The 17096-nt window shown below is 39.2% G+C and carries 16 protein-coding genes; 3 read left to right on the top strand and 13 right to left on the bottom strand.

Features of this window, described 5'->3' with window-relative positions:
* Positions 1-155 precede the first annotated feature (155 nt).
* Positions 156-1160, bottom strand: a complete 1005-nt coding sequence (locus tag JN080_RS07555) for an asparaginase (protein WP_256235330.1) — start codon at positions 1158-1160, stop codon at positions 156-158.
* A 112-nt stretch (positions 1161-1272) separates the two neighbouring features.
* On the bottom strand, positions 1273-1422 hold the full coding sequence (locus JN080_RS07550) for a hypothetical protein (RefSeq protein WP_256235329.1): 150 nt from the start codon (positions 1420-1422) through the stop codon (positions 1273-1275).
* A 181-nt stretch (positions 1423-1603) separates the two neighbouring features.
* Between JN080_RS07550 and JN080_RS07545 the strand changes: the two genes are divergently transcribed.
* On the top strand, positions 1604-2428 hold the full coding sequence (locus JN080_RS07545) for a hypothetical protein (RefSeq protein ID WP_256235327.1): 825 nt from the start codon (positions 1604-1606) through the stop codon (positions 2426-2428).
* Positions 2429-2444: 16 nt separating this feature from the next.
* Here the strand turns inward: JN080_RS07545 and JN080_RS07540 are convergent, their stop codons facing one another.
* The 3 genes from JN080_RS07540 to JN080_RS07530 form a co-directional block, all read right to left on the bottom strand.
* Positions 2445-3245: an enoyl-CoA hydratase/isomerase family protein gene (locus JN080_RS07540; protein WP_256235326.1), complete on the bottom strand. Its 801-nt coding sequence runs from the start codon at positions 3243-3245 to the stop codon at positions 2445-2447.
* A 184-nt stretch (positions 3246-3429) separates the two neighbouring features.
* Positions 3430-5250, bottom strand: coding sequence for an ATP-dependent zinc metalloprotease FtsH (ftsH, locus tag JN080_RS07535; RefSeq protein WP_256235325.1), 1821 nt, complete (start codon positions 5248-5250; stop codon positions 3430-3432).
* Positions 5251-5269: 19 nt separating this feature from the next.
* Positions 5270-5953 (bottom strand): NAD(P)H-binding protein, encoded by a 684-nt coding sequence (locus tag JN080_RS07530; protein ID WP_256235324.1) that lies wholly within the window; start codon positions 5951-5953, stop codon positions 5270-5272.
* A gap of 310 nt (positions 5954-6263) precedes the next feature.
* On the opposite strand from JN080_RS07530, the gene JN080_RS07525 reads away from it, so the two are divergent.
* Positions 6264-7031, top strand: coding sequence for a sulfite exporter TauE/SafE family protein (locus JN080_RS07525; RefSeq protein WP_256235323.1), 768 nt, complete (start codon positions 6264-6266; stop codon positions 7029-7031).
* Positions 7032-7080: 49 nt separating this feature from the next.
* On the opposite strand, the gene JN080_RS07520 is transcribed toward JN080_RS07525, so the two are convergent.
* The 8 genes from JN080_RS07520 to JN080_RS07485 all read right to left on the bottom strand — a co-directional run bounded on the left by JN080_RS07520 (position 7081) and on the right by JN080_RS07485 (position 15798).
* Positions 7081-8160: a sulfate/molybdate ABC transporter ATP-binding protein gene (locus tag JN080_RS07520; protein ID WP_256235322.1), complete on the bottom strand. Its 1080-nt coding sequence runs from the start codon at positions 8158-8160 to the stop codon at positions 7081-7083.
* A 23-nt stretch (positions 8161-8183) separates the two neighbouring features.
* Positions 8184-9047, bottom strand: coding sequence for a sulfate ABC transporter permease subunit CysW (cysW, locus tag JN080_RS07515; RefSeq protein WP_256235321.1), 864 nt, complete (start codon positions 9045-9047; stop codon positions 8184-8186).
* A 16-nt stretch (positions 9048-9063) separates the two neighbouring features.
* Positions 9064-9900 carry a sulfate ABC transporter permease subunit CysT gene (gene cysT, locus JN080_RS07510; protein WP_256235320.1) on the bottom strand — a complete coding sequence of 279 codons (837 nt, stop codon included), beginning with the start codon at positions 9898-9900 and terminating at the stop codon, positions 9064-9066.
* Between the two features lie 78 nt (positions 9901-9978).
* Positions 9979-11040, bottom strand: coding sequence for a sulfate ABC transporter substrate-binding protein (locus tag JN080_RS07505; protein WP_256235319.1), 1062 nt, complete (start codon positions 11038-11040; stop codon positions 9979-9981).
* A gap of 190 nt (positions 11041-11230) precedes the next feature.
* Positions 11231-11425, bottom strand: a complete 195-nt coding sequence (locus tag JN080_RS07500; protein ID WP_256235318.1) for a YezD family protein — start codon at positions 11423-11425, stop codon at positions 11231-11233.
* Complete coding sequence (locus JN080_RS07495) at positions 11388-11858, bottom strand: RrF2 family transcriptional regulator (protein ID WP_256235317.1); 471 nt, start codon at positions 11856-11858, stop codon at positions 11388-11390. Before JN080_RS07495 ends, JN080_RS07500 begins: the two co-directional genes overlap by 38 nt.
* A gap of 372 nt (positions 11859-12230) precedes the next feature.
* The gene (cysI, locus tag JN080_RS07490; RefSeq protein WP_256235316.1) at positions 12231-13952 is read right to left on the bottom strand and encodes an assimilatory sulfite reductase (NADPH) hemoprotein subunit; all 1722 of its coding nucleotides are present in this window, start codon (positions 13950-13952) and stop codon (positions 12231-12233) included.
* Positions 13953-13977: 25 nt separating this feature from the next.
* Positions 13978-15798 carry an assimilatory sulfite reductase (NADPH) flavoprotein subunit gene (locus JN080_RS07485; RefSeq protein WP_256235315.1) on the bottom strand — a complete coding sequence of 607 codons (1821 nt, stop codon included), beginning with the start codon at positions 15796-15798 and terminating at the stop codon, positions 13978-13980.
* A gap of 292 nt (positions 15799-16090) precedes the next feature.
* Between JN080_RS07485 and JN080_RS07480 the strand changes: the two genes are divergently transcribed.
* A complete protein-coding gene (locus JN080_RS07480; protein ID WP_256235314.1) occupies positions 16091-16978 on the top strand; it encodes a LysR family transcriptional regulator in 888 nt (295 codons plus the stop codon).
* The last annotated feature ends 118 nt before the right edge of the window (positions 16979-17096 follow it).

Here is a 17096-nt window from a genome sequence, read left to right as displayed (position 1 = left end):
GAAAAGTATTGTCGTAACGTTATCTTTTTGTTAAAGAGGAGCAAATTTTCTTTAAGTTTTTGTAAAAATAAAAAAACGGCACAAGTTTCAATCTACTTGTGCCGTTTAAAATAATTGCGGGCTTGGTTAAGTCTTACTTCATTCCAAATCAAGTGTTACTCAACGTTCTCCCAATTTGTTGATAAATCCCAAGCTATGGGGGTTTCAATGATATGTTTAACTTCTTTTAGTTTCGTTGTTTTTCCAAGCACCCACATAAGCTTTGCAACAATTGCTTCTGTGTTCATATCCCCTGAGATAATCACATCGTATTGAACGACTTTTCTCCCTACCTCGTACAGATACAAATCCTGCCCCTCTTCCAGACATTGCGTGGTAATGAGAACGGGGATTCCTTCTTCGGTTAACGCTTTAATTTTTGGTAATAGATTTCGTTCTTCAAATGGTACTCCGCCATTTCCAAAGCTTTCAATAATTACACCTTTATAGGAAGCTTTTATATAATTAAAAATCTCCGGTTTAATCCCAGGGTATAATTTTAACAGAAACACGTCTGGACAAAGACTCGTGTCAACATTTAGCTTCTCTTCTCCAGCTGCCGGCTTCCAAAAATAGTCAACCTTATTATCCTTTATATTGGCAACATATGGATGATTGATACTCTCAAATGCATCATAGCTCTTCGTTCTTATTTTTACTGCCCTTGTGCCAATGATCACGCGGCCGTCAAATACAACAAATACACCCCCTATATCCTCGCAAGCAAAGCGTATCGCATCAGAGAGATTTTTTTTCGCATCCGTTTTTTTAAAACTTATGGGAACCTGTGAACCCGTGATAACAATTGGCTTCTGTAATCCCTGCAGCATATAGGACAAGGCTGCTGAAGTATATGCTAATGTGTCTGTCCCATGGGTAATGACAAAGCTATCATATTGATCGTAATGCAATGCAATCATTTCCGCCATTTTAACCCAATGCTCTGGCTGCATATTAGTACTATCCCTGTTCATAAGAATTTGACAAGTCACATCAATAGACTGTGATGGGTTCTCAAAATATTTCAGAAGTTCCTCAGCTGACATTCCAGGAACGAGTCCTTCTTTTCCCTCAACTGAAGCGATGGTGCCACCTGTAGCAAGTAACAATAATTTCTTCATTGCCAATCTCCCTTAGATTCTTTGTAACTTTACAAATAAACGCAAATTAGTATACCTTATTATTTTATTCATATTACGAAAAAAAGAAATAGGGAGCTCCCTATTTCTTTTTTTAACCTTGCATTTTGTCATCATCCTTTTCGTAAGCAATCACTATTAACTTCTTTTGAGATTCCTCACTTAATTTTTCTTCGAACAATTTGAGCTCACTTACTAAATTATTCGAGAGATCGGCTGCAACATAGTCAGTATTTTTCGGCATGATCAGCACTCCTTTTTTTATTATAGTATCTCACCACTATTGCTAACTATTCAGACATAAACACCTCTTATCCCCAATTATTTTGTGGTATAATAGATTGAAAATTTGCAATAATATACATATGTCAATGGTCAATAACGATTGATTAGGCAAAAATTCGGATGTTAGGCGGCGTGATGATATGGAAGTATTTTCATTAAGTGGTCCAAGCGGAACAGGGAAAAGTACAAGTGCATTAACTTTTGCACACAAACACAAGATACCAGCGATCATAGATGATGGTCTGCTTATTTTTAATGGTCAGAAAATAGCTGGTACTTCTGCAAAATTTGAAAAAAACTCTTTAACAGCAGTGAAACGGGCAACATTCTTTTTTGAAGATCACGTCAAAGAAATTCAAATGGCCATCAACAACTATTATATCGAAAGAATTTTAATTATTGGAACTTCAGAACGGATGACGAAGACAATCGCTTTACGACTGAATTTAGGTGAAATTAAACACTATTTTCATGTAGAAGATATTCGTTCTTCTAGTGAAATTAAGATTGCTCAATTTGTGCGAAAAACGGAAGGAAAACATATTATCCCGATTCCCTATAAACAAGTGGATCCGAATTTCTTTAAAAAAATTATTCTTAAGGGCAGGGAAATTTTCTCTCCAAAGCGGGAAAGAATTGGAGAAACAACGATTGTTCATCCAGATTTTCACCGCGGCAGCATTATCATCCATAAAAAGGTGTACATAGATTTGGTAAAGATTATCTGTAAGGGCTATCAAGAAATTGAAGACTGCAAATCCGCTCAATTTCAGTTGCAAGGTCTGCCGATTCTTAATGTTAGTATCACGATCAAACAGCCAATCCGTTTCAATCTGTTTGAGATGTCTGAGAGACTGCAAAGCGATATTCGTATCTATTTTTTAAACCACTTAAATATTGAATTTTCTTCCATCAATCTTTATATTCAAATGTCTAAAAAAACGGAAAGCTTACCAGTTAAATAAGCTTTCCGTTTTTTATTTAGGAATTCGTTCTACGCTTGAATTTTGGTGCTCTCTTTTCGACAAAAGCAGCGACACCTTCGGAAAAATCCTGTTGGTCGACGAAAGGAGTAGACCCTGTCCATAGAGCAGGAGTACTATTTATGCATTCGTTAACAGATTGTTTGACGGCAAGGAGCGATGCAGGAGACATAGAAGCAACCAATTTTCCCATTCGCAGGGCATAACGGTCTAGTTCCGTTTCATTTGCCAAATAATTCAACATCCCCAAGGAGTAAGCTTCCTCTGCTTTTAGAATCCGACCTAAATACACTAACTCTTTCGTTACACTTGGCCCCACTAAATCTACCACTCGTTTGGCAAATTTATTATTTATGGTAATACCTAATTTCCCAACAGGTATCCCTAGTCTTGCTTTTTCCGACCCAATCCGCAAATCACAAGCAAGCGCGAGCTCAAGACCGGCCCCCATTGCAGGGCCATTGATCACGCCAATCGTAGGCAAGGGTAATTTTTCAATTGTAGATATTGCCTTTTCCATTAAAATAAACGAATTTTCCGCTTCGTCAAGTGACATTTCGTGAAATTCCCCAATATCTGAACCTGCGGTAAACTGTTCCCCGTGACCTCTCAATAGTAGTACTTTATTTTTGGGATTATCCAAAACCTTCTCGCCGATTTCAGCTAACTGATTCCACATATTAGCTGTTAACGCATTCCTTTTATGTGGTCGATGAATGGTAATAATTGCTAAACCACCTGTTTCTTGAAGGATAATTTTTGCTTGTTCCTCCTCCATTCGACTAATGTCAACTCTCATTCCTACCCACTCCCTCTGATAAATAAATCACAAATTAGGTAACAATTGGTTCAAAAAATACTGAAATTACAGAATCTTCATGCTTATAAAATGATTATAGCATTGATGTGAAAATGGGTGGGCATCAATAATATGCAAAAAAAAGTGAAAGGTGCCAGATTCCTTCACTTTTTTTGCGCCTTTACTATTTTCCTGACAATATGCCCATGAATTCGTCTCCAGAGATTGTTTCCTTTTCTAGTAGATATTTGGTAAGTTCATGAAGTTTGTCTTTATTTTCTTCTAAAATAGTTCTTGCTTTTTGGTGACAGGTTTTAATGATTCTAAGAACCTCATCATCTATTTTGGATGCCGTTTCCACGGACACCAATAAGGATGTATCTCCACCTAAATAAGGATTATTGACAGTTTCTAATGCCATCATATCGAATTCTTCGCTCATCCCAAATCTAGTCACCATTGATCGGGCAATCTTCGTGGCCTGTTCAATATCATTGGAGGCGCCAGAGGTCACTCGATTAAAAATAAGCTCTTCGGCAGCGCGGCCTCCCATAAAAGTGGATATTTTATCTAATGCCTGCTCTTTGCTCATCAGCACCTGTTCCTGCTCATCCACCTGCATTGTGTAGCCTAAAGCGCCAGAGGTCCGTGGTATAATGGTTATTTTATGGACAGGTGCTGAATCATTCTGTTTTGCAGCAACCAAAGCATGTCCTATTTCGTGATAGGCGATTGTTAATTTATCTTTCATTGAAATCACCGCGTTCTTCCTTTGATACCCCGCAATTACCACCTCTACCGACTCTTCCAAGTCTGCTTGGGTCACTTGATTACGCCCCAGTCTTACCGCTCTTAAGGCGCCTTCATTGATAATATTCGCTAAGTCAGCTCCGGAAGCTCCTGATGTAGCCCTGGCAATAACATTAAAATCAATATTATCAGCTAACTTCACTTTTACGGCATGAACCTTCAAAATGGACTCACGGCCTGCAAGGTCAGGCAATTCAACTGGTACCCTACGGTCAAATCTACCTGGTCTGAGCAATGCTTTATCCAGGGTTTCAGGTCGGTTAGTTGCTGCCAAGATGACGACGCCTTTATCAGCATCAAATCCATCCATTTCCGTTAAAAGCTGATTTAATGTTTGTTCTCTTTCATCATTGCCGCCAGCCATTCCTGAATTACGGCTTTTCCCAATTGCGTCTATTTCATCGATAAAAACAATACATGGAGCTTTTTCCTGAGCCTGTTTAAATAGGTCTCGTACTCTCGCAGCCCCCATACCAACAAACATCTCTACAAATTCAGATCCTGAGATCGAAAAGAACGGAACCTTTGATTCCCCAGCTACAGCTTTCGCAAGAAGGGTTTTACCTGTTCCAGGAGGGCCTACTAACAAAGCTCCCTTAGGAATTTTCGCGCCAATTTCCTTATATTTTTTCGGATTATGCAGAAAGTCAACAATTTCTTGGAGCGCTTCTTTTGCTTCATCCTGACCAGCAACATCTGCAAATGTTATACCTGTTTGGGCCTCTACATAAACCTTTGCATTGCTTTTCCCAAAGGATAATGCCCCTCCCCCGCCTGGCAGCTTATTTTGTAACTTTCTCATTAGCCATTGACCAATCGCAATAAAAATCAGCAATGGAAAAATCCACGTTAAAAAGAAATTTAGCAGCGGGGAATTTTCTTTTGGTATTACTTTCGTAAATTTAACGTTGGCCTTATGGAGCCGGTCAACCAATTTAGGATCATCTACTGCCCCTGTTTTATAAATTTTGGCCTCACTTTTATTCTCAGGTACAAAGACAATAGAATTATCTTTTATTTCAACCTCTTTTACCTTTCCTTGCTCAACCATTGTTAAGAATGTTCCATAATCCACCGCTTTAACAGAACGATTAACAATTGCCGGAAAAATAAATGTATTTAAAAGCATAATGACAAGTAGTATGACTAAGTAGTAAAAAATAATTGGTTTTTTCGGTGGCTTTATTTCTTTCAATTTGCTTCCTCCATGTCGACTATATTTCTTCTATATAAATATTGTTGCCAATGAATTCAATTTCTTCAGATTTATAAACGGTTAACCCCTTTTTTTCTGTTTGGGCTATCCAATACATCGCTAAAGCCACGGTTTCCCCTTTTATCGCTTTGTATTTTTTTAATGGACCTACTAAAATAACGGAGATTAATCTCATAAAAAATCTTCCAAGCTTTTCCCCAAACCTAAATTCCTTCCGTTCTCCCAATAGAAGAGATGGCTGCAAAATAGATATTGTTTCAAATGGGATCTTTATAAGTTCCTGTTCCAATCTTCCCTTCATATTAAGGTAGCTATTTTGGGAATTAGGATCAGCATGCATCGAGCTTATTATTGTAAATTGTTTAGCACCTTTTTCATTAGCCAGCTTTGCAATGGTCAATGTATATTCTAGATCAACTTTGTCCATTGCCTTTTGAGTTTTGGCTTTCTTAATCGTCGTTCCTAGGCAAGAAAAAACATCAGTAACAGCAAAGTAATCTTTATATTCTTCAAGCCTTTCAAAGTCTACAACAACTTCGGTTAGTTTTGGGTGATATAGATTAAGCGGTTTTCGAACAATTGCATAAATTTGTTCATATTCTTTTCCCTCTAGCAAGAGATTCAGCAATTCATTTCCGACTAAACCACTTGAACCGGCAATAAGTGCTGTTTTTCCTTCCATAATAATGCCCAATCCTTTCTGTTACACTTATCATCAGGCGGGAAAACTAAACGGCAGATAACCTTTGCAAATTCCAGATAATTAATGGTCTACCACTTAGCTCCTCCACTTTTATGCCATTTTCTAATAATATCATTGTTACCCATGCAACGGTATTAAAATTCAAACAATTCTTCAGGGTGATCTTGAATCATGTCAACTATTTAAATGAAATCAATATATAATTTTCAGAAAATTGTTGTTTACAAGTAAAGCATAAAACTTTATAATTCATATATATTTACTGGGATTTAAAAGGAGAATGAGACAGATGAGTATTGGTATAGCATTGATGGGTTTGTTGGTTGGCTTTTTAGTCGGGCTTACAGGTGTCGGGGGTGCAGCCCTTTTAACACCTGTTCTAATAATGGTTGGAGTTAATCCTTCTATCGCAGTGGGAACAGACTTATTTTATAACTCATTCACGAAATTTTTTGGGGTTATTCAGCACTGGAGACAAAAAACAATTAATTTCAAGTTAGTGAAATACTTGGCAATTGGCAGTGTTCCAAGTGCGGCCGCCGCTATCTTCATCTTGCAGCTTTTTAACTCCACCTTTCATAATCAAGATCAAATAATAAAGCACTCTCTTGGATTCATTCTCATTTTTGTTGCTATATCAACCCTGATCAAAACATTCTTTGATAATAAATTAAAGCCAAACCGCTGGCAATTAAAACCTCTCGAACAAAAGCGCGGATTAACGATTTTTCTTGGAGCTTTATTCGGTTTCATTGTCGGGCTAACCTCGATCGGATCAGGGTCTTTATTCGCTCTAGCAATGATGTTTCTTTTCCGTATGACCGGGTCCGAATTAGTTGGTACTGATATTGCCCATGCATTTTTTCTTGTAACAGTTGCAGGACTCCTCCATGCTAGTACTGGAAGTGTAGATTACATGCTTGCAGGAAACCTATTAATAGGATCTATTCCTGGAGTGCTCGTCGGAAGTACGCTATCAGCTAAAGTTCCAACAAAGCCGTTACGTACCGTCATTGCTGCAATCATCATTTTTAGTGGAATTAAACTCATTGTGTAAAATGAATAATTTTGGGAGGTGCCACAATGCACCTCCCATTTTTTTCTATTCAATAAACAACTTTTAGTTGTTCCCCTCGAGAATGGGTATTGATACTATCCCGATTCATTCCAAACACTACTACATTTTTAAACTCGGCATAGAGGATATCACCTTTTTTAATGGGGCCAAGTTCATGAGATTTTTCTGTACTCATTTCAGCCTCAAAGAGATCTCCTGTGTCAAGCCGTCTTAATTCAATCCTGACTGTAGAAGCAACCGAATATACATGCAGTACCTCTGAGGCAATGCTGTTCCCCTGAAATATTTTTCTTAGTGCAATTTCATGTGGCCTGATGTAGCTTACGGTATTCTCTGTCGCCTGTAAATCATGAGTGCCCTTCAGTAGAGCATTTCCCTTTATTTCATTCACCCTGCCAAAAAAACTGTAGACAAATGCATTTGCTGGGTATTGATAAACTTCCTTAGGTGAACCAATTTGTTCAATCTGACCATTATTCATAACAACTACAGTATCTGCCATTTCAAGGGCTTCCTCCTGGTCATGGGTAACAAAAATCGTTGTTATATATAGCTTCTGATGAATTTCTCTTAACCAATGGCGTAGTTCCTGACGTACCTTTGCATCCAATGCTCCAAATGGTTCGTCAAGGAGAAGAACCTCTGGTTCCACAGCAAGAGCTCTCGCCAAGGCGATCCTTTGCCTTTGTCCCCCGGAAAGCTGGGCTGGATACCGCTCGGCAAGATGCTCCAGTTGAACAAGCTTTAATAATCCAAATACCTTTTCTTTAATATCCTTTTTGGATGGACGTTCATTACGGGGTCTTACCTTAAGCCCAAATGCTATATTTTCAAAAATATTCATGTGCTTAAACAAGGCATAATGTTGGAAAACAAAGCCTACCTTCCGTTCTTTTACAGTTTTATTCGAATAATCCAAGTTGTTGAAAAAGATCTGTCCCAAATCTAAAGTTTCTAACCCTGCAATCAACCGGAGAAGGGTTGTTTTTCCTGAACCTGAAGGTCCTAAAAGTGCGACAAAATCCCCAGTTGGTATTTCCAAATTGACGTTTTTGACTGCGGGGAAATTACTAAACACTTTTGTTACATTATTAATTGTGATTCCCATTTCCAAAGCCCCCCTATTTACTCTTAGCGTTTATTTAATTTCCACTCGACTACACTTTTTACTATCAAAGTGACTAGAGCAAGTAGCGCCAGTATGGATGCCACAGCGAATGCTGCTGTAAAGTTGTATTCGTTATACAATATTTCAACGTGAAGAGGAATCGTATTTGTTTCCCCTCTGATGTGGCCAGAAACAACTGAAACCGCTCCAAACTCACCCATAGCTCTTGCATTACAAAGGATCACGCCATACAGTAAGCCCCATTTTATGTTAGGAAGAGTCACGCGAAGAAACGTTTGCCACCCGCTCGCTCCGAGGGTTATTGCGGCCTGCTCTTCATCGAATCCCTGTTCCTGCATGACCGATATTAATTCGCGAACCACAAATGGAAAGGTGACAAAAATCGTTGCGAGGATAATCCCTGGAACCGCAAAGACAATTTTAATGTTATGGGCTTCAAAAAATGGTCCCATTAAGCCGTGAGAACCAAACAAAAGCACAAACACAAGTCCGGCAATTACAGGTGAAACCGCAAATGGAATATCAATTAGGGTAATCAGTGCATTTTTGCCCTTAAAATCAAATTTTGTTATCCCCCAAGCCGCAATCACCCCAAAAACAGTATTGATCGTTACAGCAACCACAGCGGTAATTAAGGTTAGCTGAATCGCAGCTAGAGCATCTGGCTCTGTAAAAGCTAAAAAGTATAACTCAATTCCCTTGCTTAAAGCCTGAGAGAAAACAACCAGCAATGGCAGCAGGATAAATACTCCTAAAAAAACGAGCGCTATACCAATAAGGAGCCATTTTCTTAATGGAGCAAGCCCGAAGCTCGATTTCAGGCTTTTGACGGTGACATCATTTATAGTCGGTTCTCTGACAATCATTTTTTTAAATCTCCCTCTAGGCTATTTCATGTTTCTTAGCCATTTTCCACTGCCAAAAGTTAATTAAAAAAAGCAGAATAAATGAAAATAGAAGCATGACGGAAGCAATTGCGGCTGCTCCCGCATAATTAAATTGCTCTAGTTTCGTGATAATCAGTAGTGGAACAATTTCTGTTTTCATTGGCATATTACCTGATATAAACACGACCGATCCATATTCCCCCAAGCCACGAGCAAAGGCAAGGGCAAAGCCTGTCAAAATGGCTGGGAATATTGCTGGAAGGATTATTTTTAAAAAAATCTGAACAGAATTAGCTCCAAGTGTTGAGGCTGCCTCCTCATATTGTTGATCAAGCTCCTGCAATACAGGCTGGACAGACCTGACCACAAACGGCAGGCCGATAAATGTTAAAGCAATCATAATCCCTATCTGTGTATAGGCAATCTTAATTCCTACTGTTGCAAAATAGTGTCCGATCCATCCATTAGGGGCATAAATAGAAGTAAGAGCGATACCTGCAACAGCGGTCGGTAATGCAAATGGCAGATCGACAAAGGCATCAACGACTCGTTTCCCAAAAAACTTGTATCGAACCAGTACCCATGAGATCAGCGTCCCGAAAACAGCATTTACGGTCGCAGCCACAAAGGACGTATAGAGGGTAAGTTTATAGGAGGCTACTACTCTCTCTTCGGTTACCGTATTCCAAAATTCAGACATGCTTAGCGTCGATGCTTTTAAAAATAGCACGGCAATCGGAATTAAGATTATTAAGCTAAGGTAGATAACGGTATAACCCATCGAAAGTCCAAACCCTGGTAAAACCCTATTTCGTTTTGATTTTGTTGACACGTGCAAGCTCCCCTTTATGTCAAGCAACTGCGCCCGGAGACTATTTTCCTTCTCTGTACGGGCGCGTCCGCTTTTCTATTATGGTTTATAAATTTGATCAAATACTCCTCCATCATCAAAGTAAGTTTTTTGAGCCTTGGTCCAACCGCCGAAAACTTCATCAATCGTAAATAGGTTAATTGCCGGGAACTGTTTAGCGTACTTTTCAGCAACTTCTTTTGAGCGTGGACGGTAATAATTTTGTGCAGCAATTTCCTGTCCTTCCTTTGTATACAGATAATCAAGATAGGCCTTTGCCACTTTTTCAGTGCCATGTTTTTTTGCAACTTTATCAACAACGGCTACTGGCGGCTCAGCTAGGATACTAATGGAAGGATTCACGATTTCGAATTTATCCTTTCCAAACTGATTGATGGCAAGGTATGCCTCATTTTCCCATGCAATCAACACATCTCCTAAACCTTTTTCAACGAAAGTAGTTGTAGATCCACGCGCTCCAGAATCCAACACCGGCACGTTTTTATAGAGTTTTGTCACAAATTCCTTTGCTTTCTGTTCATCACCGTTATTTTGCTTTAATGCATACCCCCATGCCGCCAGGAAGTTCCATCTTGCTCCCCCCGAGGTTTTCGGGTTTGGAGTAATCACCGATACACCATGCTTTGTCAAGTCATTCCAATCCTTTATGCCTTTTGGATTTCCTTTGCGAACAAGGAACACGATCGTAGATGTGTATGGTGAACTATTAGAAGCAAGTCTTTGCTGCCAATTTTCTGGGAGGTTCCCTGCTTGAGCAATCGCATCAATATCATAGGCAAGCGCCAATGTTACAACATCAGCCTCAAGCCCATCGATAACTGAACGGGACTGTGCTCCGGAACCACCATGTGATTGCTTAATTGTTACTTTTTGGCCTGTTTGTTTTTCCCAATTAGCTGAAAAGCTTTTGTTAAAATCAGCATAAAATTCTCTTGTAGGATCATATGAAACATTTAATAACTCAACAGGCTGTTTTGCTGTTGTTTTCTTAGCTTCGGTCTTTGTTGTGTTATCTTGCGATTTAGACGTTTGGTTTGAGCACCCAGCTACCCATACTAGTAAGGATAACGAGAAAATTGTAATCAAGATTTTTTTCAACATTGGTTTGACTCCCCTTTTTGTTTGTTTGAGGGCTTTTAAATGGCCCATTTTTGTGGAGGCTTTTTACAAAATAAAAAGCCCCATAGTTTAATAGACGTACAATGGTCATGTACTGTACTAAACTAAAGGGCCTTCGGCTGTCCGATCGGCAGTATCATTTATTGGATTATCCACCGTTTTAAAGCGAATGCTAATTTCCAATTTTTTTGTTAGCAATTTGTGGACTTGTTTTTTTCTGTAGTGGAAAACGATACTTTTCTACTCGATCAATTTGAGTAATTTGGGAATCATGGACAGTTATTTGCACTGTACCAAACTCCAAACCTTCCAATAAGCTTGCTATTTTTTCAATCACCTGTTGGTCCAAACTTCCTTTTAATGACAACCAAATCATCTCCTTCTAGCTTTGTCACTCGATTTTGCAATAAATCTTCAAGTGTTGTTCGCTCCAAAACAAATGCAATTGTATCTCTTATCAAAGTCCACAACGGCTTTAATTGACATCCCACCTCTAAAGGACAAGGTTCATACTTCGTGATGGAAGCACAGCTCATTGGTGATAAAGGACCCTCCAGCTCTCGAATCACATCACCAATTATGATTTCTTCAGCATTCATATGAAGCATGTAACCACCTTTTGCTCCCCTTTTGCTGGTAACATAGCTCAGCTTTTTTAATTGAAGGAGTAATTGTTCCAAGTAATGAACACTAACTAACGTCTTATCAGAAATTTCCTGAATCCCTAGTACTTTTCCTTGGTGGTTTCCAAGTAAGAGTAATGCACGCAATGCATATTCTCCTTTACTCGATACCTTCATTGTGATCCTCCTAAATTGAATGTTGAGTATTTCAGTCAAGATTCACTGATAAGAATGTATCCCAGATTCTCCTGGGACAAAAGTTTCAAACATGTTTTAGGTCAGTAATAAAATATATGCAATTAAATGGTTAAAGGGTTCCTAACCTAATTAAAAAGAACAGTGTCTTTCAGGTTTTCTGATCAGCCACAATTTTAGAAAAATTAATTCCGATTAACTAGATGGGAATACTATTTTAAATATCATAATATAGACTTTCTCTAAAATCAATAAGTTTTTGAAAATTATTAATACCTTTCTTATAGGATTAATGTAGTTTGAGTTTAATCAAAATAAATAGAGGCAGGAAATAATTCCTGCCTCCAATTATAATTAATCGTGAAAATTAGTACCGTCTGTTGTTGCTTTAATAATGCCGGCGCGGATAACAAAGTCACCAAAGTGTTCGCCATCCTCACGCTCTTTCGCATAACGGGAAAGAAGCATATGCATTTCGCTTAAAATTTCTTCTTCGCCAATATTTTCACGGTACATTTTATTTAGACGGCTGCCGTCGAAAGCGGCACCTAGATACATGTTGTATTTGCCAACCGCTTTACCCATAAAGGCAATTTCGCCAAGACCCGGGCGGGCACAACCGTTTGGACAACCGGTCATACGAATTGTAATTTCTTCGTTTCGCAGACCATTTTCGTCGATAATCTCATCAATCTTATCAATTAACTTAGGTAAATAACGTTCTGATTCGGCCATTGCCAAACCGCATGTTGGAAATGCCACACAGGCCATTGAGCTACGGCGTAGTGCGGAATATTGACTGCCATCAGTCAAACCATATTGCTCGATCAGCTCATTAATCTTTTTCTTTTTCTGGCTTGATACATTAGCAATGATTACGTTTTGGTTTGTTGTTAAACGGAATTCACCAGTATGGACTTTAGCGATTTCACGCAATGCGGTCTTCAGCTTATAATCTTCAAAATCAGCAACGCGGCCGTTTTGGATAAACAAGGTCAAATGCCATTTTCCTTGAACTCCTTTAACCCAGCCATAGCGATCTCCGTTGCTTTCAAAATGATACGGTTTTGCTTCACCCAGTTTCCAGCCAAGACGGCTTTCAAGTTCTTCTTTTACTGTTTCCAGGCCAAGACGGTCAACTGTATATTTGAAACGGGCATTTTTACGGACAGAACGATTTCCATAGTCACGTTGGATCGTAATTGTTTTTTCCGCTAATTCAACAATCTGATCAGGTGTACAGAAACCGATGACTTTGGCGATCTGTGGATATGTTGCTTTGTCACCATGAGTTGAACCCATACCGCCGCCGATTCCTACGTTAAAGCCAATTAGCTTGCCATCTTCAATAATCGCAATCAATGCCAGGTCATTCGCAAAGACATCAATATCATTTGTTGGCGGTACAGCAATACCAATTTTAAACTTCCGCGGTAAATAAAGCGGTCCGTACATCGGCTCAACTTCTTCTTCCACTTCTGGTGTCCCAGCAACTAATTCTTCATCAAGCCAGACTTGATGGTACGCTCTTGTCCGCGGCAATAAATAATCACTTAAATACTTTGCATATTCATATACTTCGGAATGGATCTCCGATTGATATGGATTCGGTGTACACAAGACGTTCCTGTTCACATCGCCGCAGGCAGCAATCGTATCTAAAAGAGTAGCATGAATTCTTTGAATCGTGTCTTTCATATTCCATTTTAAAATTCCATGCATTTGCCATGTTTGGCGTGTCGTTATTTTTAAGGTTCCGTTACCATTTTGATCAGCAAGTTCATCCAAAACAAGCCATTGTTCCGGTGTAGCTACCCCCCCAGGCAAGCGGACGCGGAGCATGAATTGATAGGCAGGCTCAAGCTTTTGCTTTTGACGTTCATTCCGAAGATCCCGGTCATCCTGCAAGTAGCTGCCATGATGCTTCATCAGGCGGTTGTCATCATCAGGAATTCCTGCGCTAAGGCGATCAAGCATGACCTCCTTCAGGGTACCGCGCAAATAATTACTTTCTCTTTTGATCCGCTCCACATCACTTGGCGGTCCATCCGGCGCTTTTAAATTTGGGTTCACCATTTAAATTACTCCCTTCAATCATAAATCAGTATACATCACGTTGATAACGTTTTTGCTGTTGCATATTAGCAAGATAGTCTGCGGCTGCTTCAGGACTCATGCCGCCTTCAGTTTCAATAATCTTAAGTAAAGTGTTATGAACATCATGTGCCATATGTTTTTCATCACCGCAAATGTAAACATATGCACCTTGTTGCAGCCATTCGAACAATTCTTTGCTTTGCTCAAGCATACGGTGCTGTACATATACTTTTTCATCTTTATCTCGTGAGAATGCCACATCCATTTTTGTCAGCACACCATTTTTGACCCATTTTTGCCATTCAGTCTGGTAAAGGAAATCAGTTCTAAAATGCTGGTCGCCAAAGAACATCCAGGATTTTCCTGATACCCCAGTTTCTTCACGTTCCTGCATAAAGGCGCGGAATGGTGCTACACCTGTTCCCGGTCCAACCATTATGATCGGCGCATCCGGATTGGCTGGAAGTTTAAAATTATCGTTATGCTGAATGAAAATCGGCAGTGTATCCCCTGGCTCTAATCGTTCTGCACATAATGTCGAACATACACCTTTACGCTTACGGCCATTTGCCTCATAGCGAAGCGCACCGATCGTTAAATGAACTTCCTCTGGATTTGCAGCGAGGCTGCTGGCAATCGAATAAAGACGGGCTGGAATTTTGCGAAGCACAGAAACAAACTCTTGTGCTGAGCTGCCCCACGGACCAAAGTCACGAACTAAATCAACTAAATCACGTCCATGGATATAAGCTTTCACTTCATCTTCATTACCTGCTGAGAGAAGCTCTTTTAATTTCTCATTTGCAGAAAGCTGTGCAATCTTTTCTAAAAGTGGTTTGGTTAGGACTGTTACTTCATAGTAAGAAGTAAGTGCTTCTTTAAGCGCACGAACATCTCCCTGTTTATTAATGGTTACCGTTTCCTGTGGATCTAAGTTCAATTCCTTTAATAGCAAATCAACTAGTATCGGATCGTTTTCAGGATAGATACCAAGGGCATCCCCCGGTTGGTAGGTAAGACCGGATCCTTCAAGAGAAATTTCAAGATGATGCGTTTCTTTACTTGACCCACGCCCATTTAAATTTATATTTTCTAACACTTCAGCTCTAAACGGATTCGTTCTTGAGTACTCAGTTTCCACTGCTTGAGGTGCAGTTGCTGCTATAGGTTCTACACTTTCGCCTTGAGCATCCTTCAAGCTGCCAAGTACACCTTCAAGCCATTCTGCAGCCGGTTCATCGTAATCAACGTCGCAGTCAAAGCGCGGATAAAGCCTGGTTCCGCCAAGCTCTTCCAATCGCTTATCAAAGTCTTTTCCCACTTGACAGAAGAACTCATACGAACTGTCGCCAAGCGCCAGAATAGAAAAGTTCAGTCCATCAAGTTTTGGAGCCCGTTTACCATGAAGGAACTCATGAAATGAAATGGCATTATCAGGCGGCTCGCCTTCTCCTTGTGTACTTGCAATTACGAGCAGGTTCTGTACTTTCTTTAAATTATTAGGTTTAAAATCACTCATGGCAGATACAGTTACTTGAAAACCGTTCCCCTCAAGAGTTTTCGCAGCTTTCTTTGCAAGTCCAGCTGCATTTCCTGTTTGTGATCCGAACAGAATTGTTACTTCTTTTGAAATTACCTTCCCGGCGTTCTCCGTAGGAAGCACTCCTGTTACTGCCTCAGTTTTTCCAAGAACAGATGCTGGCTGGAAAGCAGTCAGATAACCGCTGAGCCAGATTTTTTGCGATTCGGTTAATGTTGGCAGAAGCCGGTTTAGGAGCTCTGCCTGTTCCTGATTAAAGGGACTATTTAATACTTGAAGTTGCAAAGATTTCCACCTCACAAAGGAATATAACTTTCCATTATTTATTTTATTAGAACTTACGGGATTCGACAAATCTTTTCATTTTTCAGTAAAAGGTTATTACTATTATAATAGTTTTACTATTCCTATAAGTCAAGTTGGTTTTAATTAATTAAAAAATGAAATAATTTTTATTTATTCCCGTTTAGATTCTTAAAAAGTTTTCTACTTGTACTTTACCCGAAGACAAAACATTAGTAAAATACATATAAATTATCATTACTATTAAAATTACTAATAAGAGGGCGGGATCCTTTTGTACTATGAAGAGTTAAAAACACTTGTTACCCTTGCGGAAGTAAAAAACTTTACCAAAACGGCCGAAATCCTTCTAATGTCGCAACCAAGTGTCAGTTTACACATAAAAAATTTAGAAAAAGAATTCCAGACGAAGTTATTTCAACGTTCACCAAAATACTTGAAAATCACACCAACTGGCGAGATTTTATACAAACGGGCACGGCAAATGATCACGATATACGAACAAACGAAACAAGACATTTTAGAACATCATAACTCCATAAAAGGGAAATTAAAAATTGGTGCCAGCTTTACGATTGGTGAATACATACTGCCTTCCTTACTTTATGATCTTCAAAAAAACTATCCAGAACTTGAACTTCATGTGGTCATCGGCAATACCGAAGAAATCGTTCATTCCGTCAAATTATTCCAAGTAGACGTCGGCTTAATTGAGGGACATACAAACGAAAAGGAAGTATCTGTCCACGCTTTTATGCAAGACGAATTATTTATTGTCTCATCGAACGATCATGTCCTCGCCAGAAAATCTAAAGTTACAATGGCTGATCTTCAGAATCAAGCATGGGTAACCAGAGAAATTGGTTCTGGAACGGGTCAATACCTAAACCATGTTATTCGTTCAAATGGCTTGAAGGTAAAATCCCTGCTTACAATCAGCAGTAATCAAGGAATTAAGGAAACACTTATGAACGGGTTAGGTCTATCGCTCCTATCCCGCAGCGTAATTGAGCGAGATGTCCAGCATGGCAATCTTTCGATTATAAAGTTAAAAAACCATTCCTTTACGCGAACGCTATCCTATATTTACTCCCCAATTATGCAAGACAAGAAGAACGTGATAACGTTTCTAGATGCGCTAAATGCCAAATGGCCAAATTAATAAAAGGATATTTACCTACATCATATGTAAATGCAAAAAAACTGGTTAGCATTAAGGCCAATCAGTTTTATAACTAGTTGGTTAGTTTTAGTAGTGGTCATTATTCACGAAGACAGGT

Source organism: Bacillus sp. EB600, from assembly GCF_024494385.1.
Taxonomy (GTDB): Bacteria; Bacillota; Bacilli; order Bacillales; family Cytobacillaceae; genus JAEVLT01.
Note: the sequence above shows the minus strand (reverse complement) of the source record. Positions and strands in the feature narration are given on the sequence as shown.

What these genes read in the sequence shown, in the direction of transcription:
- JN080_RS07555 (WP_256235330.1), bottom strand. Translation starts at nt 1,160, where the DNA reads ATGAAGAAATTATTGTTACTTGCTACAGGTGGCACCATCGCTTCAGTT.
- JN080_RS07530 (WP_256235324.1), bottom strand. Translation starts at nt 5,953, where the DNA reads ATGGAAGGAAAAACAGCACTTATTGCCGGTTCAAGTGGTTTAGTCGGA.
- JN080_RS07520 (WP_256235322.1), bottom strand. Translation starts at nt 8,160, where the DNA reads ATGGGAATCACAATTAATAATGTAACAAAAGTGTTTAGTAATTTCCCC.
- JN080_RS07495 (WP_256235317.1), bottom strand. Translation starts at nt 11,858, where the DNA reads ATGAAGGTATCGAGTAAAGGAGAATATGCATTGCGTGCATTACTCTTA.
- cysW (WP_256235321.1), bottom strand. Translation starts at nt 9,047, where the DNA reads ATGATTGTCAGAGAACCGACTATAAATGATGTCACCGTCAAAAGCCTG.
- JN080_RS07550 (WP_256235329.1), bottom strand. Translation starts at nt 1,422, where the DNA reads ATGCCGAAAAATACTGACTATGTTGCAGCCGATCTCTCGAATAATTTA.
- JN080_RS07505 (WP_256235319.1), bottom strand. Translation starts at nt 11,040, where the DNA reads ATGTTGAAAAAAATCTTGATTACAATTTTCTCGTTATCCTTACTAGTA.
- JN080_RS07545 (WP_256235327.1), top strand. Translation starts at nt 1,604, where the DNA reads ATGGAAGTATTTTCATTAAGTGGTCCAAGCGGAACAGGGAAAAGTACA.
- JN080_RS07525 (WP_256235323.1), top strand. Translation starts at nt 6,264, where the DNA reads ATGAGTATTGGTATAGCATTGATGGGTTTGTTGGTTGGCTTTTTAGTC.
- cysI (WP_256235316.1), bottom strand. Translation starts at nt 13,952, where the DNA reads ATGGTGAACCCAAATTTAAAAGCGCCGGATGGACCGCCAAGTGATGTG.
- JN080_RS07540 (WP_256235326.1), bottom strand. Translation starts at nt 3,245, where the DNA reads ATGAGAGTTGACATTAGTCGAATGGAGGAGGAACAAGCAAAAATTATC.